Origin of the sequence: Streptomyces sp. AF1A (assembly GCF_047340315.1) — a bacterium.
Classification (GTDB): domain Bacteria; phylum Actinomycetota; class Actinomycetes; order Streptomycetales; family Streptomycetaceae; genus Streptomyces.
The window spans coordinates 1-7,044 of sequence record NZ_JBLEBI010000261.1; the positions used below are offsets into that span (position 1 = coordinate 1).

General features: G+C 72.9%; 9 protein-coding genes. 4 read left to right on the top strand and 5 right to left on the bottom strand.

The window, feature by feature from the left end; genetic code table 11:
• From ACLU3S_RS34815 to ACLU3S_RS34825, 3 genes are all read left to right on the top strand, one after another.
• Window positions 1-280, top strand: a 280-nt coding sequence (locus ACLU3S_RS34815) for a glycosyltransferase (protein WP_413955975.1), incomplete at its 5' end; no start/stop codon positions are given.
• On the top strand, window positions 274-1,020 hold the full coding sequence (locus ACLU3S_RS34820; protein WP_413955976.1) for a class I SAM-dependent methyltransferase: 747 nt from the start codon (window positions 274-276) through the stop codon (window positions 1,018-1,020). The genes ACLU3S_RS34815 and ACLU3S_RS34820, both read left to right, overlap by 7 nt.
• A complete protein-coding gene (locus tag ACLU3S_RS34825; protein ID WP_413955977.1) occupies window positions 1,017-2,087 on the top strand; it encodes a prenyltransferase/squalene oxidase repeat-containing protein in 1,071 nt (356 codons plus the stop codon). The genes ACLU3S_RS34820 and ACLU3S_RS34825 overlap by 4 nt, the downstream gene beginning before the upstream one ends.
• Before the next feature lie 36 nt (window positions 2,088-2,123).
• On the opposite strand, the gene ACLU3S_RS34830 is transcribed toward ACLU3S_RS34825, so the two are convergent.
• Entirely contained in the window at window positions 2,124-2,417 is a 294-nt protein-coding gene (locus ACLU3S_RS34830; protein ID WP_413955978.1) for a hypothetical protein, read from the bottom strand.
• Between the two features lie 126 nt (window positions 2,418-2,543).
• Between ACLU3S_RS34830 and ACLU3S_RS34835 the strand changes: the two genes are divergently transcribed.
• A complete protein-coding gene (locus tag ACLU3S_RS34835; protein WP_413955979.1) occupies window positions 2,544-3,119 on the top strand; it encodes a hypothetical protein in 576 nt (191 codons plus the stop codon).
• 127 nt (window positions 3,120-3,246) lie between these two features.
• Here the strand turns inward: ACLU3S_RS34835 and ACLU3S_RS34840 are convergent, their stop codons facing one another.
• The 4 genes from ACLU3S_RS34840 to ACLU3S_RS34855 all read right to left on the bottom strand — a co-directional run bounded on the left by ACLU3S_RS34840 (window position 3,247) and on the right by ACLU3S_RS34855 (window position 6,888).
• Window positions 3,247-4,257: an LLM class F420-dependent oxidoreductase gene (locus ACLU3S_RS34840; protein WP_413955980.1), complete on the bottom strand. Its 1,011-nt coding sequence runs from the start codon at window positions 4,255-4,257 to the stop codon at window positions 3,247-3,249.
• Window positions 4,258-4,363: 106 nt separating this feature from the next.
• Window positions 4,364-5,155, bottom strand: a complete 792-nt coding sequence (locus ACLU3S_RS34845) for a hypothetical protein (protein ID WP_413955981.1) — start codon at window positions 5,153-5,155, stop codon at window positions 4,364-4,366.
• An 85-nt stretch (window positions 5,156-5,240) separates the two neighbouring features.
• Entirely contained in the window at window positions 5,241-6,206 is a 966-nt protein-coding gene (locus ACLU3S_RS34850) for an N-acetylmuramoyl-L-alanine amidase (RefSeq protein WP_413955982.1), read from the bottom strand.
• 22 nt (window positions 6,207-6,228) lie between these two features.
• Window positions 6,229-6,888: a class I SAM-dependent methyltransferase gene (locus ACLU3S_RS34855; protein WP_413955983.1), complete on the bottom strand. Its 660-nt coding sequence runs from the start codon at window positions 6,886-6,888 to the stop codon at window positions 6,229-6,231.
• Window positions 6,889-7,044 lie beyond the last annotated feature (156 nt).

Here is a 7,044-nt window from a genome sequence, read left to right on the forward strand (position 1 = left end):
CCGTGAGCTGCGGGTGCGGCTCGGCCGCGCGGGCCGGGAGCGGGTGCTGCGCAACTTCACCTGGGCCCGCGCCGCGCAGGGCACGGTGGCCCGGTACCGCGAGGCCATCGCCCGGGACGGGCGCGGCGGGGACCACGGCCGGGACGGCCGCTCCACGGCCCCGATACCCGGCCGCTCCGCGGCCCCTCAGAGTGTGGTGCCCGCGGCCTCGGCGAGCGTCGCGTCCGCGGCCGCCACGAGTGACACCGGCGTCTACACCGAAAGCAGGGCCACGTGCTGACCGTCGACTTCTCCCGGTTCCCGCTCGCCCCCGGCGACCGAGTCCTGGACCTCGGCTGCGGGGCCGGCCGGCACGCCTTCGAGTGCTACCGGCGCGGCGCGCGGGTCGTGGCCCTCGACCGGAACGGGGAGGAGATCCGCGAGGTCGCCAAGTGGTTCGCGGCCATGAAGGAGGCCGGTGAGGCCCCCGAGGGCGCCACCGCCACCGCCCTGGAGGGCGACGCCCTCGCGCTGCCGTTCCCGGACGAGTCCTTCGACGTCGTCATCATCTCCGAGGTGATGGAGCACATCCCCGACGACAAGGGCGTCCTCGCGGAGATGGTGCGCGTGCTCAGGCCGGGCGGCCGCCTCGCCGTCACCGTGCCGCGCTACGGGCCCGAGAAGGTCTGCTGGGCGCTGTCCGACGCCTACCACGAGGTCGAGGGCGGCCACATCCGCATCTACAAGGCCGACGAGCTGGTCGCGAAGATCCGCGAGGCGGGCCTGAAGCCGTACGGCAGCCACCACGCGCACGCCCTGCACTCGCCCTACTGGTGGCTGAAGTGCGCCTTCGGCGTCGACAACGACAAGGCGCTGCCCGTGCGGGCGTACCACAAGCTGCTGGTCTGGGACATCATGAAGAAGCCGCTGGCCACCCGGGTCGCCGAGCAGGCGCTGAACCCGCTGATCGGCAAGAGCTTCGTCGTCTACGCGACCAAGCCCCACCTGCCGCGTCTCGCCGACGAGGTGGCCGCCAAGTGACCACCCCCCGGACAGAACACCTCGTCCTGCCCGGGGTCCTCACCGCCGAGCAGGCCGCCGCGACCGTCCGCGGCATCCTGGCCGTGCAGCGGGAGGACGGCGCGATTCCCTGGTTCCGCGGCCACCACCTCGACCCCTGGGACCACACCGAGGCCGCCATGGCGCTGGACGCGGCCGGGGAGCACGAGGCCGCCGAGCGGGCCTACCGGTGGCTCGCCCGCCACCAGAACGAGGACGGCTCCTGGTACGCGGCCTACGCCGACGGCGCCCACGACGACGTCACCGAGCGCGCCCGCGAGTCCAACTTCGTCGCCTACGTGGCCGTGGGCGTCTGGCACCACTATCTCTCCACCGGCGACGACACGTTCCTGGACCGCATGTGGCCGGCCGTGCACGCGGCCGTGGAGTGGGTGCTGCGGCTGCAGCAGCCCGGCGGCCAGATCGGCTGGCGCCGCGACGACGACGGCACGCCCGCGACCGACGCCCTGCTCACCGGCAGCTCCTCCATCCACCACGCGCTGCGCTGCGCGCTCGCCATCGCCGAGCAGCGCGAGGAGCCGCAGCCGGACTGGGAGTTGGCGCTCGGCGCGCTGCGGCACGCGATCCGCCGGCATCCCGAGCGCTTCCTGGACAAGGACCGCTACTCGATGGACTGGTACTACCCGGTCCTCGGCGGCGCCCTGACCGGAGTGGAGGCCAAGGCCCGCGTGGAGGAGTCCTGGGACCGGTTCGTCGTCCCGGGCCTCGGGGTGCGGTGCGTGGTCCCCAACCCGTGGGTGACCGGCGGGGAGTCCAGCGAACTCGCGCTCGCCCTGTGGGCGATGGGCGAGTCCGACCGGGCCCTGGAGATCCTGCAGTCCATCCAGCACCTGCGCGATCCCGAGTCGGGCCTGTACTGGACGGGCTACGTCTTCGAGGACGACGCCGTCTGGCCCCGCGAACTCACCACCTGGACGGCCGGCTCCCTGCTGCTGGCCGTGGCCGCGCTGGGCGGCCACGAGGCCACCTGCGCCGTCTTCGGCGGCGACCGCCTGCCGGCCGGCCTGGACCCCGACTGCTGCCGCTAGCCCTGTCGCCGGGCGGCGGCGTGCCGGGGTCCCGGTTCAGTGCCGGTGCATGCGGTGGGCGATGGCGTGGCCGACGAAGAGGTAGACCACGGCGGCGAGTCCGTAACCGGCCACCACCCGGGCCCACGCCCGGTCGAACGTGAACAGGTCGTGGGACCAGCCCGCCAGCCATGCGGCGGCGTCGTGCACGACCTGCACCAGGCTGTTGGCCCGGTTCGCGTCCAGCAGATACATCAGGATCCACAGGCCGAGAATCACCGCCATGACGTCGGCGACGATCGCGATGACCGTCCCGGCCTGATTCGCACCGTTGCGATATCGAGGGGACATACTCTCCGGATTGCCGGATCACGCACGGTGAAACCCGTGGCGTGTCCCCCGAGTGGCGTAGCGGGCCTTGCGGAGTGAGCCTGGCGGAGGAAGCAAACGCTCCGCGACACCTGTCGGGAGGCACTCGTGCCCGTACCGATACGCCGCCTCTGCGTGGCACTCACCCTGTGCTGCGCCCTGCTGGCCGGTTCCGCGGCCTACGGCGCCAGCGCGACCACCACCAGTACGAAGGACACCGCGGCGGTCCAGGTGCTGCCGGCCGCCGACACCCCCAGCCCCACCACGTCCGCCGAACGGCAGAAGTTCGCCAAGACCCGGTTCGTGGCGAACGCCGCTCTCGCGGCCGGCGCCACCTACCAGTGGATCGTCAAGCCGTGGAAGGCGGGCAAGTTCAAGAAGGGCGCCCACGGCCGCAAGCTGACCCTGGTGAAGGCCGGCCTCGCCGGCGCCTTCGCCTACAACCGGCTCAAGGCCGCCGTCCGCAACGCTCAGGGCGATCCGCTCCTGTCCAAGGCGCTCGCGCCGCTCAACGCCGGCATCCAGTCCCTGAAGGACCTTCCGGCCAAACTACGCAAGGGCGACCAGAACGCGGCCGGCTCCTTCGACGACATCATCAACAAGGTCAAGGACGCGGGCAAGAGCGCCGGCGCCCCGGTCCAGAACAAGGTGCCGTCGGCGAGCCAGCTCAGGAGCGGCTCCTAGGCGTTCGTCAGGCGTTCGGTCAGAAGTTCCGTCAGAAGTTCCGTCAGAAGTTCCGTCAGAAGTTCCGTCAGAAGTTCCGTCAGAAGTTCAGTCGGGCGTTCTGTCAGGCGCTCAGTCAGGAGTTCCCTCACGAGTTCAGTTCGGCCAGCACCCTGAGGGTGTGCGGGTCCGGTGCCATGGCCAGCAGGTGCGTCACCGGGCCCTTGCGCCACAACTCCAGCCGCTCGGCGATGCGTTCACGCGGTCCGACCAGGGAGATCTCGTCGGCGAAGGCGTCCGGCACGGCCAGCACCGCCTCCCGGCGGCGCCCCGCAAGGAACAGCTGCTGGACACGGCGGGCCTGCGCCTCGTACCCCATGCGGGCCATCAGGTCGGCGTGGAAGTTGCGGGAGGCGTGGCCCATCCCGCCGATGTAGAAGCCGAGCATCGCCTTGACGGGCAGCAGCCCCTCGGCGACGTCGTCGCACACCTGCACCCGGGCCATCGGGGCCACCAGGAAGCCCGGCGGCAACGCCCGCACCACCTCTCCGTACACCTCGGGCCGGCCGGGCGCCCAGTACAGCGGCAGCCAGCCGTCGGCGATCCGGGCCGTCTGCGCCACGTTGCGCGGCCCTTCGGCGCCGAGCAGCACGGGCAGGTCCGGGCGCAGCGGGTGGGTGATGGGCTTGAGCGGTCTGCCGAGCCCCGTGCCGTCCGGGCCGCGGTAGGGCAGCGGATGGAACCGCCCGTCCACCTCCACCGGCGCCTCGCGGCGCAGCACCTGCCGTACGACGTCCACGTATTCGCGGGTCGCGGTCAGCGGTGAGGCCGGGAACGGGCGGCCGTACCAGCCCTCCACCACCTGCGGCCCGGACAGCCCGAGCCCGAGCATCATGCGCCCGCCGGAGAGGTGGTCCAGGGTGAGCGCGTGCATCGCGGTGGCGGTCGGCGAGCGCGCGGCCATCTGCGCAACGGCGGTGCCCAGCCTGATCGTCGACGTCTGCGCGGCGATCCAGGTGAGCGGGGTGAAGGCGTCCGACCCCCAGGACTCGGCCGTCCACACCGAGTCGTAGCCGAGCCGTTCCGCCTCCCGCGCGAGCGGCACGTGGTCCGTGCCGGGACCGCGTCCCCAGTAGCCGAGTGCGAGACCGAGCCGCATCCGCCTGCCTCCTGACGGTCCGTCAGTTCACCAGCCGGGGGCGACTGTACGGCAACGGCCCCCCGCCCGGAAGGGCGAGGGGCCGGATGCGGCGCGGTGCGCGGGCTCAGCCGCGCTGGATGCCGGAGGTGTCCTGGAGCACGCCACGGCGGCCGTCCTGGGTCTGGGCGACCAGCGCGGCGCCGCGCTGCTCGACGGCCAGGTACCAGGTGCCCGGCGCCAGTTCGGCGATCGGGGCCGGCGAGCCGTCCTCCGGGAACAGGGGGCGGGTGACCGGCACGGCGAACCAGAACGGCGAGAAGTCCGGCGCGGCGCCCTGCGGCGCCGGGGCGCCCTGCGCGGCCGGCGACTGCTGCCCGAACGGCTGGCCCGGCTGCGGCTGGGCGCCGTACGGCTGCTGCGGCTGGGCGCCCGGGTAGCCGTAACCACCGGGCGGCTGGGCGCCGTACGGCTGCGGGGCGACCGGCTTGGGGGCCGGGATCAGCGCAGCCTGCAGGGCGGGCACCAGGGGCGTGGCGATGGCGGCGCCCGCGAGGACGAGGGCCGCGATGAAGCCGAGGACGAGACCGGCGCCGGCGTCCACTCCGTCACCGAGGTCGATCAGCGACCACAGCAGCGTCCAGGCGGCCAGGATGCCGAACGCGGTGCCGACCTGCGCCAGGTCGAGCCCGGCCACCTTGCGCGGCTGCGGCAGGCAGCGGTTGACGACGATGAGGACGCCACCGATCACCGCGCCCATGTAGATGCCCAGGCCCGTGCCCAGGCTGTCCCATGCGTTCCGGCTGTAGGTGCCGCCGAAGACGGAGGCGCTTTCGAAATCGAGGAACGAGGCGATGAACAGCACCACCGCTGCCACGATCACCGCGCCGTCGCCTCTAGTGAGGGAGCGGATATTCACTTCAAGGGTCCTTCGCAAAGTCGTCTCGTCGTCGGTAGACACTACCGGTCGCAAGATCCGGCTGTCCGGCCGGTTCCGCCCGCCGTCACGACTCGCGCAGGAAACTCACGATTCCCTCAGAGATCCCCTGCGCCGCCTTCTGCCGCCAGGCGCCGCTGGTCAGCAGTGCCGCGTCCTTGCTATCGCGCATGTTGCCGCACTCGATGAACACCTTCGGAACCGTTGACAGATTGAGACCGCCCAGGTCCGTACGCGTGACGAGACCCGTGCCGTCGCCCACGTAGTTGGAGGGCGGCTCGCCGGTCTCGCGCAGGAAGGTGCCCGCGATCCGGGTGCCGAGGTCGCGGGAGGGGCCGACGATCTTCCGGGTGTCGGCGGCGCCCGCGTGCACGGAGCCCGGCAGGATCACGTGGAAGCCGCGGTTGCCGGAGGCGGAGCCGTCGGCGTGGATGGAGATGGCCGCGTCGGCGTGCGCCGCGTTGCCGATCCGGGCGCGCTCGTCCACGCACGGCCCCCAGGCGGGGCTGTCGCCGTCGTGCGTGAACCGGACGGTGGCACCCTGCCGTTCCAGGAGCGTGCGCAGGCGGTGCGCCACGTCGAGCGTGAACCGGGCCTCGGTGTAGCCGGCGTTGGTGGACGTGCCGGTGGTGTCGCACTCCTTGCGGTTGGTGCCGATGTCCACCTGGCGGTTGATCTCGGTCGTGTGCTGGAAGTTGCCCGGGTTGTGCCCCGGGTCGACGACGATCACCTTGCCCTTGAGGGGGCCGGTGCCCAGGGGCGTCGGCTCCCCGGCGGGCGCCTTGGCGTCGCCGCCGGAGGAGGCGGACGGCGAGGCGGGCGCCGAGGGCGAGGTGGAGGCCGCCGACGTGCGGGCGCTCGGGGCGGGCGAGACGGTGCGGCGGGCGTCGGGGGAACCGCCGTCGCCCACCGCCTCGTACGCCAGCCAGCCGAGCAGCGCACCGGGCAGCAGCACGGCGAGCGCCACGGTCAGCGGGCCGCGCCGGGACCGGCGCGGCTGCGGGGGATCGAACTCCGGGCCTAGATACGACACGTCTGCGACTCTAACCGGGACCTCAGATCCCCGCTCCCGTTCGCCGCAGGACACGCAGCGAGCCGGCCGCCGCCACCTCGGAGAACGCCCCGGACGCCAGGGCCCGCAGATACACCCGGTAGGGGGCCTGCCCGGTGAACTCGTCCGCCGGCTCCGGGAAGACGTCGTGGACGACGAGGAGGCCGCCCTCGGCCACGTGCGGGGCCCAGCCCTCGTAGTCGGCGGTGGCGTGTTCGTCGGTGTGGCCGCCGTCGACGAAGACGAGGCCGAGCGGGGTGCGCCAGAGCGCGGCGATCTGCGGGGAACGGCCGACGAGGGCGACGACGTGCTCCTCCAGGCCCGCCCGGAACAGCGTGCGGCGGAAGGCGGGCAGGGTGTCCATCAGGCCGACCTCGGGGTCGACGGTCTCCGGGTCGTGGTAGTCCCAGCCGGGCTGCTGCTCCTCGCTGCCCCGGTGGTGATCGACGGTCAGCGCGGTCACCCCGGCCGCCCGGGCCGCGTCGGCGAGCAGCACGGTGGAGCGCCCGCAGTAGGTGCCCACCTCCAGCAGCGGCAGCCCGAGCCGCACGGCCTCCACCGCCGCCGCGTACAGCGCCAGCCCCTCGTCCACGGGCATGAATCCCTTCGCCGCCTCGAACGCGGCGAGGATCTCGGGCTTGGGGGCGTGCGCGGGGGCGGACATGGGGCGCCTTTCGGTCGTACGGCCGGATGTACTCGCAGGTACGAGGGTCTCGGCGCCCCATGCTGTCGCACCTCCCGCCGCCGATGCGACGGGGGGCACGCGTGGGGTTGATCTCAGATGCCGGGGACGGGCTCTTCCGGTCGGCGTGCTGCCGCG